General features: G+C 68.2%; 15 protein-coding genes and 3 pseudogenes. 7 read left to right on the forward strand and 11 right to left on the reverse strand.

Annotated elements, in window-relative coordinates; all coding sequences use genetic code 11:
* Window positions 1-255: 255 nt before the first annotated feature.
* The 3 genes and pseudogenes from FG154_RS21790 to FG154_RS19165 form a co-directional block, all read right to left on the reverse strand.
* Window positions 256-480, reverse strand: coding sequence for a PLP-dependent transferase (locus FG154_RS21790; protein ID WP_281282093.1), 225 nt, complete (start codon window positions 478-480; stop codon window positions 256-258).
* Between the two features lie 77 nt (window positions 481-557).
* Window positions 558-974: pseudogene (locus tag FG154_RS21795) on the reverse strand (PLP-dependent transferase); the annotation flags it as partial.
* A complete protein-coding gene (locus tag FG154_RS19165) occupies window positions 868-1,953 on the reverse strand; it encodes a MetQ/NlpA family ABC transporter substrate-binding protein (RefSeq protein ID WP_145111410.1) in 1,086 nt (361 codons plus the stop codon). The gene FG154_RS19165 and the pseudogene FG154_RS21795, both read right to left, overlap by 107 nt.
* 44 nt (window positions 1,954-1,997) lie before the next feature.
* Between FG154_RS19165 and FG154_RS19170 the strand changes: the two genes are divergently transcribed.
* Window positions 1,998-2,597 (forward strand): MetQ/NlpA family ABC transporter substrate-binding protein, encoded by a 600-nt coding sequence (locus tag FG154_RS19170; protein WP_145111413.1) that lies wholly within the window; start codon window positions 1,998-2,000, stop codon window positions 2,595-2,597.
* 14 nt (window positions 2,598-2,611) lie between these two features.
* Window positions 2,612-4,261, forward strand: a complete 1,650-nt coding sequence (locus tag FG154_RS19175; RefSeq protein ID WP_145111415.1) for an AMP-binding protein — start codon at window positions 2,612-2,614, stop codon at window positions 4,259-4,261.
* A gap of 642 nt (window positions 4,262-4,903) precedes the next feature.
* Here the strand turns inward: FG154_RS19175 and FG154_RS19180 are convergent.
* From FG154_RS19180 to FG154_RS19210, 7 genes are all read right to left on the reverse strand, one after another.
* Entirely contained in the window at window positions 4,904-5,416 is a 513-nt protein-coding gene (locus tag FG154_RS19180; RefSeq protein WP_186312449.1) for an Lrp/AsnC family transcriptional regulator, read from the reverse strand.
* A 22-nt stretch (window positions 5,417-5,438) separates the two neighbouring features.
* The gene (locus tag FG154_RS21130; RefSeq protein ID WP_186312451.1) at window positions 5,439-5,873 is read right to left on the reverse strand and encodes a hypothetical protein; all 435 of its coding nucleotides are present in this window, start codon (window positions 5,871-5,873) and stop codon (window positions 5,439-5,441) included.
* Between the two features lie 3 nt (window positions 5,874-5,876).
* Window positions 5,877-6,596: a sulfate/molybdate ABC transporter ATP-binding protein gene (locus FG154_RS19190; RefSeq protein ID WP_145111421.1), complete on the reverse strand. Its 720-nt coding sequence runs from the start codon at window positions 6,594-6,596 to the stop codon at window positions 5,877-5,879.
* A 10-nt stretch (window positions 6,597-6,606) separates the two neighbouring features.
* Window positions 6,607-7,473, reverse strand: coding sequence for a sulfate ABC transporter permease subunit CysW (gene cysW / locus FG154_RS19195; RefSeq protein ID WP_145111424.1), 867 nt, complete (start codon window positions 7,471-7,473; stop codon window positions 6,607-6,609).
* A 3-nt stretch (window positions 7,474-7,476) separates the two neighbouring features.
* Complete coding sequence (gene cysT, locus FG154_RS19200) at window positions 7,477-8,316, reverse strand: sulfate ABC transporter permease subunit CysT (protein WP_145111427.1); 840 nt, start codon at window positions 8,314-8,316, stop codon at window positions 7,477-7,479.
* Window position 8,317: 1 nt separating this feature from the next.
* Window positions 8,318-9,325, reverse strand: a complete 1,008-nt coding sequence (locus FG154_RS19205) for a sulfate ABC transporter substrate-binding protein (protein WP_145111430.1) — start codon at window positions 9,323-9,325, stop codon at window positions 8,318-8,320.
* 97 nt (window positions 9,326-9,422) lie between these two features.
* On the reverse strand, window positions 9,423-9,638 hold the full coding sequence (locus FG154_RS19210; protein ID WP_246100460.1) for a hypothetical protein: 216 nt from the start codon (window positions 9,636-9,638) through the stop codon (window positions 9,423-9,425).
* Between the two features lie 461 nt (window positions 9,639-10,099).
* Here FG154_RS19210 and FG154_RS19215 point away from each other — a divergent pair, with 461 nt between their 5' ends.
* Both FG154_RS19215 and FG154_RS19225 read left to right on the forward strand, forming a co-directional pair.
* Window positions 10,100-10,576 carry an RrF2 family transcriptional regulator gene (locus FG154_RS19215; protein WP_145111433.1) on the forward strand — a complete coding sequence of 159 codons (477 nt, stop codon included), beginning with the start codon at window positions 10,100-10,102 and terminating at the stop codon, window positions 10,574-10,576.
* Between the two features lie 548 nt (window positions 10,577-11,124).
* Window positions 11,125-11,295 (forward strand): annotated as a pseudogene (locus FG154_RS19225) (transposase); the annotation flags it as partial.
* A gap of 59 nt (window positions 11,296-11,354) precedes the next feature.
* Here FG154_RS19225 and FG154_RS19230 read toward each other — a convergent pair.
* Window positions 11,355-11,603: pseudogene (locus tag FG154_RS19230) on the reverse strand (permease); the annotation flags it as partial.
* Window positions 11,604-11,752: 149 nt separating this feature from the next.
* On the opposite strand from FG154_RS19230, the gene FG154_RS21595 reads away from it, so the two are divergent.
* The 3 genes from FG154_RS21595 to FG154_RS21600 are packed head-to-tail and all read left to right on the forward strand — an operon-like array spanning window position 11,753 to window position 12,959.
* Window positions 11,753-12,085: a PAS domain-containing protein gene (locus tag FG154_RS21595; RefSeq protein ID WP_246100462.1), complete on the forward strand. Its 333-nt coding sequence runs from the start codon at window positions 11,753-11,755 to the stop codon at window positions 12,083-12,085.
* Window positions 12,061-12,750, forward strand: a complete 690-nt coding sequence (locus tag FG154_RS19240; RefSeq protein WP_246100464.1) for a sensor histidine kinase — start codon at window positions 12,061-12,063, stop codon at window positions 12,748-12,750. Before FG154_RS21595 ends, FG154_RS19240 begins: the two co-directional genes overlap by 25 nt.
* A gap of 11 nt (window positions 12,751-12,761) precedes the next feature.
* Window positions 12,762-12,959: a response regulator gene (locus FG154_RS21600; protein ID WP_246100466.1), complete on the forward strand. Its 198-nt coding sequence runs from the start codon at window positions 12,762-12,764 to the stop codon at window positions 12,957-12,959.
* The last annotated feature ends 392 nt before the right edge of the window (window positions 12,960-13,351 follow it).

The following is a 13,351-nucleotide window of genomic DNA, read 5'->3' on the forward strand; positions in this document are numbered from 1 at the left end:
CATCAGTCGACGGCAGACCGGATCCTCTTGGGAGAGTTGACGGACATGGCGCTCACCTGGGGCGGGTTCAGGCCGAGATCCCGGCAAGCCTCGACCGTCCCCGCGACCGAAACGGATCAGAGGATCTGCGGCGGCAGGTCATGGCCGTTCTCGAAACTCGCTGATCCACCGGCCGTCCCTCATCCCAGCGCGGCGGAGAGATCCGCCCACAGGTCTTCGGTCGACTCAAGCCCGTCCGACAGGCGCAGAAGGTCATCAGGCACTGGCGGGATCGGCCCCTCGATACTGGCGCGATGCTCGATCAGGCTTCCCCCCGCCGAGCGAGGTCGCCCGCGTCCAGACCCGCACCCCCGCTGCGGTGGCGATGGCGGCCTCCCGCCCGCCCGCGACCCGGATCGACAGCATCCCGCCAAAGCCGTTCTGCATCTGCCGCCGCGCCACATCATGGCCCGCGTGGCCGGGCAGGCCTGTAAAGAGCACCGCCGACACCCGCGGTTAATCCGCCAGCCGCTGCGCCAGCAGCGACGCTGAACCGCATTGCCAGCGCAGCGGGCAAACAGCGTGCGAAGCCCGCGCTGCCGAAGCCAGGCCTCGAACGGGACGAGGATCGCACCGTTCTGGCGCTGGATCGCCTCGATCCGGGTCCAGACCTCGCCGCGCCGCGCGGTGATCAGCGTGCCGGCGACCACGACGCTGTGGCTGCTGGGGTATTCCGTGGCCGAATGCATGACGATATCGGCGCCCAGATCCAGCGGCCGGGTCCGGACCGGCGTGGCCACGGTGGAATCCACCGCAAGCCGCGCCCCGGCGGCGCGGGCGATGTCAGCGCAGTCGTCGGGGAGGCGACGACCCCCGGCCGTCCCCGGCTTACCAGGCCGGCAGGACGGAACCGCCGAACCTGTCTTCGACGAAGGCGCGCACCTCGGGCGAGTGATAGGCGTTGACCAGATCCTTGACCCATGCGGCATCGGCATCGGCCTTGCGCACCGCGATCAGGTTGACATAGGGGCCCTTGGGATCCTCGCGCAGGATCGCGTCCGACGGCTTCAGCCCGGCTTCGGTGGCATAGTTGGTGTTGACGGCCGCCGCATCCACGTCGGGCAGCGAACGGGCCGTCTGCGCCGCGTCGATCTCGAGGATCTTCAGCTTCTTCGGGTTCTCGACGATGTCGGCCACGGTGGGGGTGAAGCCCACGCCCTCGCGCAGGGTGATCGCGCCGTGGTCGCGCAGCAGCAGCAGCGAGCGGCCGCCGTTGGTCGGATCGTTCTGGATCGCGACGGTGGCGCCTTCAGGAAGGCTGGCCCAGTCGTTATGTTTCGTCGAATAGATCCCCAGCGGAAAATTGACCGTCTGGGCCACCGGCACGATGTCATAGCCCCGGTCGCGGATCTGGTTGTCAAGATAGGGCTGGTTCTGGAAGCTGTTGGCCTCGATCTCGCCGGCGTTCAGCGCCTCGTTCGGCACCACATAGTCCGAGAAGTCGATGATCTCGATCACCAGATCCAGCAGACGCTCGACCCGCGCCCGGATCTGCGCGGCCGGAACCCCGGCAATGACCAGCGGCAGGGCCACGTTCTGGAACACCGTGCGAGAAGAGAGCAGGTTGAAATGCTGGAAGATCATGCCGATCGAGCGCCGCTCGCGCCGCCAGTCGGCTTCGGTCAGGGCGCCGACCTCGCGGCCGAACACGCACACCCGGCCCGAGGTGGCATGTTCCAGCCCGTTGACCAGCCGGATCAGCGTCGACTTTCCGGCGCCCGAGGGCCCGATGACGCCGGTGATCGATCCCGGATCGACGCTCAGGCTGACATCGCGCAACGCCGGAACCGGGGCCTGCCCCCAGCGCGCAGAATAGTTTTTCGATACATGCTCGAACGCCACGGCAGGGGTCGGCCCGGCTGCGGCTTCGGCCAGGGTGGAAGGCAGTGCGGAAAGCGGGCGCAGCAGGCTCATGGCTGCTTCCCGTGCGGAGTCGGGACGTCGGCACTTGGCAGGGCATGGCGGTAACCGAGGCGCTGGCGCATGGCGACCTTGATGCCAACAACTTCCAGCACATCCCCTATCTTCAGAACCAGATCACCGCGCGCGGTTTCGATCTGGTGCCGGGGCCGGCCTCGATCGTGGTGCCGACCGGGGTCTATTCGGCGCGGGTTCCCTCGCTCGCCGATCTGCCCGAAGGCGGCACCATCGCCATTCCGAACGATCCCAGCAACGCGGCGCGCGCGCTGTTCCTGCTGGAGAAGGTCGGCGTGATCCGGTTGAAGGAGGGCGCAGGGATCACGGCGACCGTGCTTGATCTGGCCGAGAATCCGCGCAGCCTGCGCTTTGTGGAACTGGACGCGGCGCAGCTTCCGACCTCGTTGCCCGATGTCGATGCCGCCGTCATCACGCTGAACTACGCCGTGCTGGCGGGGCTTGACCCGAAGACGGCGCTGATCCTGGAAGACGAGCACAGCCGCTGGCACTTGGTCTGGGCCACCCGTCGCGACAATGCCGACGATCCGCGGCTGAAGACCTTCATCGACCTCTACCGCTCGGCCGAGGTGAAGGAGTTCATCCTGGCGCGCTTCGACGGCACCATCCTGCCCACCTGGTGAAAGGGATTTTCGCGATGCCTTTTCCGCAGGACCGCTGGGCCGGCTTGACGCCGTCGCCGGCCACGGATGCGCCGCTCTCGCCTCTCACCTTCCTGCGCCGTGCGGCGCGGGTCTGGCCGGGGCAGGTCGCGGTGATCGACGGTGAACGACGCTTCACCTGGGCCGAACACGCTGACCGCTGCCGCCGGCTGGCCGGGGCGCTGGCCGCGCTTTCGGTCGAACCGGGCGACGTGGTGGCAGTGCTGGCGCCGAACGTGCCGCTGATCCTCGAGGCGCATTTCGGGGTGCCACTGGCCGGGGCGGTGCTGAACCCGTTGAATACCCGGCTGGACGGGGCGGGGCTGGCCTTCATCCTTGCCCACAGCGGGGCGAAGGTGCTGCTGGTCGAGGCGAGCCTTGCCGCGCTTGCGGCCGAGGCCCTCGCGGGCCTTGACCATCCGCCTGCGGTGCTGGTGGCGGGCGACGGCCCGCTGACGGCTGCGCTTTCAGGCGCCGCGGATTATGAGGCCGCGCTGGCCGCGGCGGTGCCTGCGCCTTGGCGGCTGCCCCAATCCGAATGGGATCCGATCGCTGTCAACTACACCAGCGGCACCACGGGCAACCCGAAGGGCGTGGTGCTGCACCACCGAGGCGCCCATCTGGCGGCGCTGGCCAACACGGCGGTGCTGGGCCTGCGCAGCGACAGCCGCTATCTCTGGACGGTGCCCGCGTTTCATTGCAACGGCTGGAGCGGCATCTGGGCCGCCGCCGCGGCGGGAACCACCCAGGTGTGCCTGCCGCGGGTCGATCCGGTCGCGATCCTGAACCGGATCGACGAGGCGGCGATCACCCATCTCTGCGCTGCCCCCGTGGTGCTGACGATGATCCTGAACGTCCGCGACGGTGTGCCCGAGCGCGATCCCGGCAGCCGCCCGGTCATCATCGGCACCGGCGGAGCGGCGCCGACCTCGGCCGTGCTGGCCGCCGCGGCGGCGCGGGGTTTCGATGTGATCCATATGTATGGCATGACCGAAAGCTATGGCCCGACCACGGTCTGCGCGCCGCAGGCGGCATGGGCCGACCTCGCCCCGACCGAGCTGGCCGCGGTCCGCGCGCGGCAGGGGGTGCCGCTGGTGGCGGTCGAGGATGTGACAGTGCTGGACCCGGAGGGCCGGCCGGTTCCGGCCGATGGCCGGACGCTGGGCGAGATCGCCTTTCGCGGCAACACGGTGATGCTCGGCTATCTGAAGAACCCCGCGGCCACGGCCGAGACGTTGGCGAGTGGCTGGTTGCGCACCGGCGACCTGGGAGTCCTGCATCCCGACGGCTATCTTGAGGTCAAGGACCGCGCCAAGGACATCATCATTTCGGGCGGCGAGAACATCAGCTCGCTCGAGGTCGAGGAAGTCCTGTCGCGCCATGCCGCCGTGCTCGAGGCGGCGGTGGTGGCCGAGCCTCACCCGTTCTGGGGCGAGTCACCGGCCGCCTTCGTCACCCTGCGCGCCGAAGGTCCGGCGCCATCCGCGGCCGATCTTGTCGCCTGGGTGCGTGATCACCTCGCGCATTTCAAGGCACCGCGGCGGGTGGTGTTCCGCGATCTGCCGAAGACCGCGACCGGCAAGATACAGAAGGCGGCCCTTCGCGAAGAGGCCCGCCGGATCGCGGCGGCGCCATCGTCGACCTGAACCGACGGCAGGCGCCCGTTTCAGCGGGCGCCGGTCGGCTGATGTTCTTTGGAGGAAGGAGCCTGTCAGGCTTGCCGATCGTCGGGTGCCGCGACAGTCGGGTTGGCTTGCGCTTCGCGAGACAACCGCAGGGTGACGGGTGCAAAAGCCCGCCCGAACCGACGGAGAAGCGACGCCTCGTGGGCCTTGGGGTTCGGCTGCAGCAGGGGGACCAGCAGACGGGCAAGCTCCGGATCGGGGCCGTGGAACATCACGTCACCGGATCTGGGCAACAGTTGCGCCGGCGGAACTGAGGCTTCCGGACGGCGCCAGAATGATCCCCACCACCGCGGCATAGGCCAGCAGGAACACCGCCAGGCCGACCGGGCAAGGCCGCGTTGCCGAGAGGACGCGCACCTGCGCCTTGCCCCTCGTCGCAGCACGGGCCGGGTCTGCAGATACCGACTTCGTTGCCGCGGTTCCGAAGTGTGTCTGTGCTGAGTGCATCGCTCGGCGCCTCCATTCCATCCGCAAATAGACTAGCATGTTTGTCGTGTTTGGATCTGCCTCTTTTCCAGCCGGGAGCGATAACGTCTTTCTGTCGGGGTCGCCTTTCGCAGAAAACCGTTCCCTCCCCTGTTGGATCACGGTCGACTCGCCGGGTCAGGGATCAGTCGTGTTGACGGGAAAGGCGGTGGTCGCCTTCATGCGCTCCATGGCGAATTTCGAGGTGACGTTGCGGGGGGCGGTGGCCTCGGTCAGGCGCTGATAGAAGCGGTCGAAACTGGGCATGTCGGGCATCACCACCTTCAGCAGGTAATCGACGTCGCCAGCCATGCGCCAGACGCCCACCACCTCGGGCAGGCTGGTCACCGTCTCGACGAAGCGCGCGCGCCAGGCGGGGCTGTGGTCGGGGGCCTCGATCTCGACGAAGACCGTCAGGCCAAGCCCGATCCGCCCGGGATCGACCAGCGCAACCCGGCCGGTAATCACGCCCGACTGTTCCAGCCGCTGGATGCGCTTCCAGCACGGGGTCTGCGACAGGCCCACCCGGTCAGCGAGCTGCGCGATCGAGATCGAGCAGTCGCGTTGCAGCTCGTGGATGATCTTGCGGTCGATCCGGTCCATGGCGGGCGCGCGGGGCGGAGAGTCCGTATGTGTGTCGAGCATTGTCATCCATCCATCCTCACGGGGGAGTTCAGGCGCCGGAGCGCGGCGGAAGGGGGCCGAGGGGCCGGCCGGGGCCGAGCCACTCAGGCGCGAGTGCGGACCGCAGCCGCTCGGCCGCCTGGCCGAGCGCGAGCGGATCGGCAGGTGCCAGTCCCGGCAGAAGCGGTTGCAGCCGGTGGCGCAGCAGCGCGTTCCATTCCGGCAGCGCCAGCCGGGCGCGTCCGTCGGGCAGAACCACCGCCCGCAGCCGGTACTGAAGCTCCGGCTCTGCCAGCCAGATCGCATGGTTGCGCGGCCCGGCGCGGCGCAGCCGCCATCCCTTCACCGCCAGTACCCGGATCGCGTCCAGCAGATCGGGCGGCAGCCGCGGATCGGGGCGGAACGGGGCGGTGGTTGCCCAGAGCGCGAGGCGCGCGGTCAGCAGAACCGCGCGCGCGCGTCCGTGACTTCGGTCGGGGGTCATCCGTCATGCCGAGATGAACTGGCGCACGAATTCGGTTTTCGGTCTCGCGCGGATTTCGGCGGGCTTGCCGATCTGCTCGATGCGGCCCATCGACATGACCACGACGAGGTCGGCGAGCTCCATCGCCTCGTCCTGGTCGTGGGTGACGAAGACGGTGGTCAGGCCGGTCGCGTCGTGGATCTCGCGCAGGCCCTGGCGCAGCTCCTTGCGGACGCGGGCGTCGAGCGCGCCGAAGGGCTCGTCGAGGAGGAGCATCCGCGGCTCGATGGCCAGCGCGCGGGCGAGGGCGACCCGCTGGCGCTGGCCGCCCGACAGCTGCGCGGGATAACGTGCGCCGATGTCGGGCAACTGGATCAGATCGAGCAGCCTGTGGACGCGGCGGTCGATCTCGGGCCCGGTGGGGCGGTGACGGCGGGGTCGGGCGCGCAGGCCGTAGGCCACGTTCTCGAACACCGTCATGTGCCGGAACAGCGCATAGCTCTGGAACACGAAGCCCGCGCGGCGGTCCTGCACCGTCAGGCCGGTGGCGTCCTGGCCGTCGAACAGCACCCGCCCCGAGGTCGGGAATTCCAGCCCGCCCAGGATGCGCAGGAGCGTGGTCTTGCCCGAGCCCGACGGGCCCAGAAGCGCGATCAGCGCGCCCGAGGGGATCGACAGGCTGACCGGGTGCAGCGCGGTGGTGGGGCCGAATTCCTTGGCGATCTCGTCGATCCGGATATGCATGGGCCTCTCCTCAGTGGCGGTGGGTGGCGGCCAGCTGGTCGGCATAGCGCCATTCCAGAGCCGATTTCAGCGCGAGCGTGACAAGGGCGAGCGCCGCCAGCAGCGCCGCCATCGAGAAGGCCGCGACCGAGAGATATTCGTTGTAGAGCATCTCGATCATGATCGGCATGGTGGTGGTCTTGCCGCGGATCTTGCCCGACACCACCGCGACGGCGCCGAACTCGCCCATGGCGCGGGCGTTGCACAGAAGCACGCCGTAAAGCAGCGCCCAGCGGATGTTCGGCAGCGTGACGGTGAAGAACATCCGCCAGCCCGAGGCGCCAAGCGTCAGCGAGGCCTCTTCCTCGGCGCGGCCCTGTTCGGTCATCACCGGGATCAGTTCGCGCGCGACGAAGGGGAAGGTGATGAACATGGTGGCCAGCACGATGCCGGGTATGGCGAAGACCACCGGGTAGCCGTTGGCGACCAGCCAGCCGCCGATCGCCGAATTGGCGCCGAAGAGCAGCACGAAGCACAGCCCCGCCACCACCGGCGAGACCGAGAACGGAAGGTCGATCAGCGTGATCAGAAAGGCCTTGCCGCGCCAGTCGAACTTGGTGATCGCCCAGGCGGCGGCGATGCCCGCGGCCGCGTTCAGCGGCACCGAGACCGCGGCGACCGTCAGCGTCAGCCGGATCGCCGACTGCGCGTCGCGGTTGCCGAGCGAGGCCACCGCCAGAGCGACGCCCTTGCGCAGCGCCTCGGCGAAGACGGCGAGCAGCGGCGCCAGCACCAGCAGGCCCAGCACGGCCAGCGTGCCAAGGATCAGCAGGCGGCTGAGCCAGGCGGGCTCGGCGGTGGCGGGGCGGGGCGGAGAGAGGGGGAGTGTGTGGGACATGGCTCAGACCGCGCCCATTCGGCGCCGGCTCCAGATCTGGACAAGGTTGATGGCCAAAAGCAGCGCGAAGGAAATTCCCAGCATGGCCAGCGCGATGGCCACGGCGCCGTCATAGTCGAACTCCTCCAGCCGGATCACGATCAGCAGCGGCGCGATCTCGGTTGCCATCGGCAGGTTGCCGGCAATGAAGATGACCGAGCCGTATTCGCCCACGCTGCGCGCCAGCGCCAGCGCAAAGCCCGTCAGCAGCGCAGGCACCAGCATCGGCAGGATGACGCGCGTGAAGGTCCGCGCCCGCGAGGCGCCCAGCGTGGCCGAGGCTTCCTCGACCTCGCGGTCGATCTCCTCGATCACCGGCTGGACCGAGCGGACAACGAAGGGCAGGCCCACGAAGATCAGCGCGATCCAGATGCCAGCCTCGGTATAGGCGATGCGGATCCCCAGCGGCTCGAGCAGCCGGCCGAAGGCGCCGTTCGGGGCGTAAAGCGCGGTCAGCGCGATGCCGGCCACCGCAGTGGGCAGCGCGAAGGGCAGGTCGACCGCCGCATCGACAAGACGGCGGCCGGGAAAGCGATAGCGCGCCAGCACCCAGGCCAGCGCGAGACCGAAGACCAGGTTGAAGGCCGCAGCCACCAGTGCGGCGCGGAACGACAGGATCAGCGCCGCCTGCACCCGATCGCGCGCCAGCAGGGCCAGAATGTCGGCCGGCCCGATTGCCGCCCCCCGCAGCAGCAGCGCGCCGATCGGGATCAGCACCACCAGCGACAGGGTGGTCAGCGTGATCCCCATCGAAAGGCCGAAGCCGGGAAGGGCGGTGGGTGCCCGGAGTGCAAGCGGGCGCATGTCACTTCGCCTCGTAGATCTGGTCGAAGATGCCGCCGTCACCGAAATGTTCGGGCTGTGCCTTGGCCCAGCCGCCGAAATGGCCGATCTCGACCAGTTCCAGTTCGGGGAAGCGCTTCACATCCTGCGGATCGGCGGCCGAGGCATCCCAGGCGCGGTAGAAATGCCGGAAGGCCGCCGCCTGCGCCTCGGGCGTGTAAAGGAAATCAAGGAAGGCGGTCGCCAGCTCGCGCTGCGCGTCCGAGCCAAGGTTGCCCTCGACCAGCGCCACCGGCGGTTCGGCGAGTACCGAAACCGAAGGCACGACGATGTCGAACCGGTCCTCGCCCAGTTCCTTCAGCGCAAGCCAGGCTTCGTTTTCCCAAGCCAGCAGCACGTCGCCAAGACCCCGCTGCGCGAAGGTCGTGGTCGATCCGCGGGCGCCGGTATCCAGGACCGGCACATTGCGAAACAGCGCGCCGACGAACTCCTTCGGGTCCTGGCCGTTCTTCTCGGCCCAGGCCCAGGCGGCGAGGTAGTTCCAGCGCGCCCCGCCCGAGGTCTTGGGGTTGGGCGTGATGACCTGCACCCCGTCCTTGATCAGATCGCCCCAGTCGGCGATGCCCTTGGGATTGCCCTCGCGCACCAGGAACACGATGGTCGAGGTATAGGGCGAGGAATTGTGCGGCAGTTTCGACTGCCAGTCGGCCGGAAGCTTGCCCGACCGTTCGGCGATGGCGTCGATGTCCGAGGCCAGCGCCAGCGTCACCACCTGCGCATTCAGCCCGTCGATCACCGCGCGGGCCTGCGCGCCGGAACCGCCGTGGCTGGTCTCGATCGTCGGCGCCTCGTGGCCCTGCGATTGCCAGTGTTTCGCGAAGGCCTCGTTCACCTCGCGGTAAAGCTCGCGCGTCGGGTCGTAGCTGACGTTCAGCAGCGTCTCGGCCGAGGCCGGCGCCCCGAAGGCTGCGGCCAGCGCAAGGCCCGCCACGGCCAGCGCGCGCGGGAAACTCTGGAAGGTCTGCGTCATCTGTCTCTCACTTTCCTGTCGTCGCCTTGGTGTCGGCTGTCGCCTTGGTGTCGGTTGGGAGCCGGACCGCGCAGGCGGTCCGGCACTGTCCTGCCGGTCAGATCCGGGCGCGCGGGTCCGCGACCCGGCTGACCTCGGCCCGCCACAGCCTCGGGTCGCGGTCCTCGAGCAGGCTGGCCAGCCCTTCGGTGGCGTCGCGGGTGTAGATCACCAGCGGCATCCCGTTCACCCGCAGCACGGCGCCGGTCTCGCGATGCACCAGATGCAAGCTCCAGACCGGGCCGGCGCGCTCCGGGTCGCGGTCGCGGCACATGCGCCGGAAGCCCTGCGGCTGACGGGCTGTCGAACGCTCTCGCTTCCATGGTCGTCTCCCTGGCTTCCGACGGCCCCGTGCCGTCCCGATAAATACGACAGATGATATCGTGATTGGCAAGAAAAGAGATCGGGCGATCTTCGACGGTGCGGGAGAAGAATATTCTCCGACCCCCGCCAGCCGTTGGAGAGGATCCGGGAGAAACCCCGCCGGGGCCACGCCTTGTCGCTGCGGCCGGCGGTTGCGGCGAACGGATATCCGCGGCCGGGACGGATCTTCCTCCTCCACCGCGCCGCACGATTTTCGGGCAGAAACGGCCATCGCGGGAACGGGGCCAAGGCGGGCCTGCTGCGAATCAGGGGGCGGCGGCCGGGTCGAAGCCCACGCGCGGCGCCGGGAATACACGACCAATTCGGCCGATTTTGCTTGTCGTGCCGAGGATGGGGCCATAGGTTTGCGGCATGATCACGCAGAAGATGAAATACGCGCTGAAGGCCCTGATCGTGCTGGCCGAGGAGCGCGCGGGCGAGCGTCGGGCGTTGCGCATCGAGGATATCGCGGCGCGCTCGGGCACGCCGAAGCGGTTTTTGGAGCACATCCTGCTCGACATCCGCAACGCGGGCTACATTGCCAGCCTGCGCGGCCGCTCGGGCGGCTACCAGCTGATCAAGGAGCCGTCGCAGATCCCGCTGAGCGAGCTTCTGCGGCGCATCGACGGTCCCATCGCGCCGCTGCCCTGCCTGTCGCGCCGGTCCTACCAGCCCTGCGAGGACTGCACCGACGAAGCCTCGTGCCGCATCCGCAAGGTTTTTGCCGAGATCTTTTGGTCCTACCTGCTGCTGATCGAATCCCTCACCCTCGCAGACCTCGTCAGAACCCCCGTCGCCGCCGAGCAGATCCTCTCAGCGCCAACCGTTCCAGCTACCAAGCAAGATTGACCACAGCTCAACGCCGGTGACGCTGCACGCGACGAGCAGTCGACTTCCGGACAGACCCACACCGACTGTTGATCGCCGCTGAGAACTGATCCGCGCGTCCGCAATGTCTCCACTGCGCAGTGGCCCATGACCGAACGCATGCGCTTGCCCTTCCGCTCGGCCCGGATCCCACGGCCGGCCAGTTCCAGCACTGCCTCGCGCAGGTTTTTCAGATTGCCGGGTTCCGCCATCAACACCGTGAACCGCGACAGCGTCGGCTGCGAGGCACGCCCCCGGACCGTTCAGCGGCGTGAGCCCGGCTGCGGAACTGGCCGCCAGCCGGAACGCCGGGTCGTCGCGGAGTGCATCGGCGTCGTCATGGGCGCGCCAGCCCTGCGCCGCCAAAAGCACGGCGGTCCGGATCAGCGAGGCCGGATCGTGGTTTACATCGACCTGATGGCGCGTGTCCTTCAGGCGCGCGGTCATTCAGGAGATGATGCCGCTGCGCTCCAGCACTGAACCGCGCCGGGTTTGCCGGAGGCTCCAGCTCTTGAGTAGGCTGGAGCATCATGAGCAAGACCACGAACACGTTTTCCCCTGAAGTGCGCGAGCGAGCCGTGCGGCTGGTTCTGGACAACGAGGCGTAGCATCCGTCGCGCTGGCAGGCGGTGATGTCGATTGCGGCGAAGATCGGCTGCACGCCGGAGACGCTGAACGACTGGGTGAAGAAGGCCGAGGTCGACGAGCAGGAGCAGAAGGGAGTCAGCGTGCCGAGCAGCGCGGCCACCGTGTTTGCGCCAAGCCCCGACCGGCCGCCCAGCATGGCGCAGGTGCGCTCGGGCGGGAAACGACTCTGGACCCAGGAGATGGTGAAGATCAGCACCGACAGCAGCGCGAAGATCTTGATCACGTCATAGACGAAGAACTGGACCGACCCGCCAAGCGGCGAGGCCGGATCGAGGCCCACCGCCCGCACGCCGCCGCCCACGAGATCGTTCAGCCAGACCATCCGCAGGATCTGCTCGTTCATCCAGCCGAAGACGCTCATGCCCGCACCTCCTCGGCCGCCAGTGCGGCATCGAGCAGCCCCGACAGGGCGGGCGGAAGATCGGGGTTGATCCGGTACTGCACCCATTGCGCATCGCGGCGATCGACCACGAGGCCGGCCTGATCGCTGAAAGCAAGGGGAAGAATTCGGTGGACCTTGACGATCTGTACCGTTTGCTGCGCATCTCGCACGTCCAGTCCCAGGGCATCGTGGACACGATCAGCGATCCGCTGCTGGTTCTCGCTGGCGACCTGACCGCCATCAGTGCCAACCCCGCCTTCTACCGGACCTTCTCGACTGACCGCGACAGCACCATCGGCGTGCCGCTCTACGAGCTCGGCAATGGCCAGTGCGCCATTGCCGAGTTGCGCCTGCACCTGGAGAAGGTGATCCCGAACAGCGCCTCGGTCTTCGGTTACGGGGTCACGGCCGATTTCCCCGGCGTCGGTCCCGCACCATGCTGGTCAGCGAGCAGCGCCTGATCCATCCCGACAACGGTCAGCGCGTGCTGCTGCTGACACTTGTCGACGCGACGGTGCGGAGGCAGAAGGAGGACGAAAAGAACATCCTGATCGGCGAACTCGATCACCGGATCAAGAACCTGCTCTCGGTCACACAGGCGCTGGCGCGGCAGACCGTGACGGCCGGACGCACCGCCGAGGAACATCGCGACGCCTTCCTCGGACGGTTCGCGGGGCTGGCCCGGTCGCTGGAGGTTTCCTCGCGCGAAAGCGCGGCGCAGCTGCCTGATCTCGTCCGGGCTGTGTTGGAGCCGTATATTGACGGGGCGAACCGCGTCCGGGTGGCCGAAGCGCCGACAGTGGCCCGTGTACCCGGCCATGCGATGTCGCTGGGAATGATCCAGCACGAGCTGACGACGAACGCCGGCAAATACGGCGCCCTGTCGGTGCCCGCGGGGTGGGTGACCATCGACTGGAAGATCGGGGAAGACGCGGACGGCACACCCCGCATCTGCCTGCGTTGGCACGAGCACGGCGGCCCCGCGGCATCGCCGTCCGCCTCGGCCGGGTTCGGCACCCGGATGATCCGCTTTGCGGCGGAATTCGAGCTGCAAGGTTTTGTGGAACTTGACTACCACCCCGACGGTTTCCGCGTTTCGGTGAACTTTCCGCGCCTACGGCCCTGACGGGAGGGAAGATGACGAACGAGATGCTCCAGCCTCAGCGGAGCGGGGGCCTCTTCGTCTTGGTCGTTGAAGACGACTTCCTGATCGCACTCGATCTCCAGATGATGCTGGAGGATGCCGGCCACTCGGTCCTGGGGCCAGTTGGCACCGTCGAGGCGGCGCTTCGCTTGCTCGACAGCGCGCATCCCGATGTGGCAACGCTGATCTGAACCTGCGCGGCAAGCTGGTGGTGCCGGTCGCCGTACGGCTTCGAAATCTGGGGATGCCCTTTGTGCTCGCCTCTGCCTGCGCCTCCACGGGTTTTGACGGCGGCGAGGCTCTGGCGACCGCCGAGAGTGTCGGCAAGCCGGTCCACCCGCGGCGTCTGCTCGACGCCTTGGGGCGCGCCGCCGGATTGGCGTGAACGGCCGCCCTGCTCGCGCGCGGGATCTGGGCCGCGTTTATGGCCGACTTTCTGCGGGGGCCATTGGCGGAACGTCACAGCCCGACCCTTCGCGGTTGCCGCCCGTAACCCACGGATTCTTGGCAAACAAAGCGGGCGGCCACAGGCCGCCCGTCCATGTCGATCCGAAGATGGTTCGATCAGGCGAGAACGAGGTTC

Source organism: Cereibacter sediminicola (assembly GCF_007668225.1).
Lineage (GTDB): Bacteria > Pseudomonadota > Alphaproteobacteria > Rhodobacterales > Rhodobacteraceae > Cereibacter_A > Cereibacter_A azotoformans.

What these genes read in the sequence shown, in the direction of transcription:
- FG154_RS19205 (WP_145111430.1), bottom strand. Translation starts at nt 9,325, where the DNA reads ATGACGCAGACCTTCCAGAGTTTCCCGCGCGCGCTGGCCGTGGCGGGC.
- cysW (WP_145111424.1), bottom strand. Translation starts at nt 7,473, where the DNA reads ATGTCCCACACACTCCCCCTCTCTCCGCCCCGCCCCGCCACCGCCGAG.
- FG154_RS19165 (WP_145111410.1), bottom strand. Translation starts at nt 1,953, where the DNA reads ATGAGCCTGCTGCGCCCGCTTTCCGCACTGCCTTCCACCCTGGCCGAA.
- FG154_RS19215 (WP_145111433.1), top strand. Translation starts at nt 10,100, where the DNA reads ATGATCACGCAGAAGATGAAATACGCGCTGAAGGCCCTGATCGTGCTG.
- FG154_RS21130 (WP_186312451.1), bottom strand. Translation starts at nt 5,873, where the DNA reads ATGACCCCCGACCGAAGTCACGGACGCGCGCGCGCGGTTCTGCTGACC.
- cysT (WP_145111427.1), bottom strand. Translation starts at nt 8,316, where the DNA reads ATGCGCCCGCTTGCACTCCGGGCACCCACCGCCCTTCCCGGCTTCGGC.
- FG154_RS19240 (WP_246100464.1), top strand. Translation starts at nt 12,061, where the DNA reads ATGCTGGTCAGCGAGCAGCGCCTGATCCATCCCGACAACGGTCAGCGC.
- FG154_RS21600 (WP_246100466.1), top strand. Translation starts at nt 12,762, where the DNA reads ATGACGAACGAGATGCTCCAGCCTCAGCGGAGCGGGGGCCTCTTCGTC.
- FG154_RS19170 (WP_145111413.1), top strand. Translation starts at nt 1,998, where the DNA reads ATGGCGGTAACCGAGGCGCTGGCGCATGGCGACCTTGATGCCAACAAC.
- FG154_RS19190 (WP_145111421.1), bottom strand. Translation starts at nt 6,596, where the DNA reads ATGCATATCCGGATCGACGAGATCGCCAAGGAATTCGGCCCCACCACC.
- FG154_RS19175 (WP_145111415.1), top strand. Translation starts at nt 2,612, where the DNA reads ATGCCTTTTCCGCAGGACCGCTGGGCCGGCTTGACGCCGTCGCCGGCC.
- FG154_RS19210 (WP_246100460.1), bottom strand. Translation starts at nt 9,638, where the DNA reads ATGTGCCGCGACCGCGACCCGGAGCGCGCCGGCCCGGTCTGGAGCTTG.
- FG154_RS19180 (WP_186312449.1), bottom strand. Translation starts at nt 5,416, where the DNA reads ATGACAATGCTCGACACACATACGGACTCTCCGCCCCGCGCGCCCGCC.